At 39.9% G+C, this 414-nt stretch carries 1 pseudogene; it reads left to right on the forward strand.

What is annotated here, in order from left to right:
• Positions 1-177: 177 nt before the first annotated feature.
• A pseudogene (locus HC176_RS16915) lies at positions 178-414 on the forward strand (M1 family peptidase); the annotation flags it as partial.

The following is a 414-nucleotide window of genomic DNA, read 5'->3' on the forward strand; positions in this document are numbered from 1 at the left end:
TGTTTTGACCGATCTTTTTCCGGAGCAAAAAAATGTTGTAAAAGTGAACCATGGAGGCAAGATCAAGAGCCTGCTGCTCATGAGAGATAATCCGGAAGGAAACTTAAATTTCAGCAATTAAAATTGTAATACTTCAGAATTAAATTATTTTTAGCAACCTAAACTTAAATTTTATCTATGAGATCTATTAAAACTGCCCTTGCGGCTTTTTTCATTTTGTTCTCTGCCGGCGTTTTTGCCCAGGAAACAGAACAACAAACAGAGCAAAGGGAAGGGGGACACATCAATGAAAACAAATTCCGCCAGCTTTACCAGGAATTTTCAACCCCAAACCAGTACCGCACAGGAAGCGGTGCTCCCGGTCCTGCTTATTATCAAAATGAAGCCGATTACAAAATGGACATCGAGCTGGAT

This window comes from Tamlana crocina, from assembly GCF_012037625.1.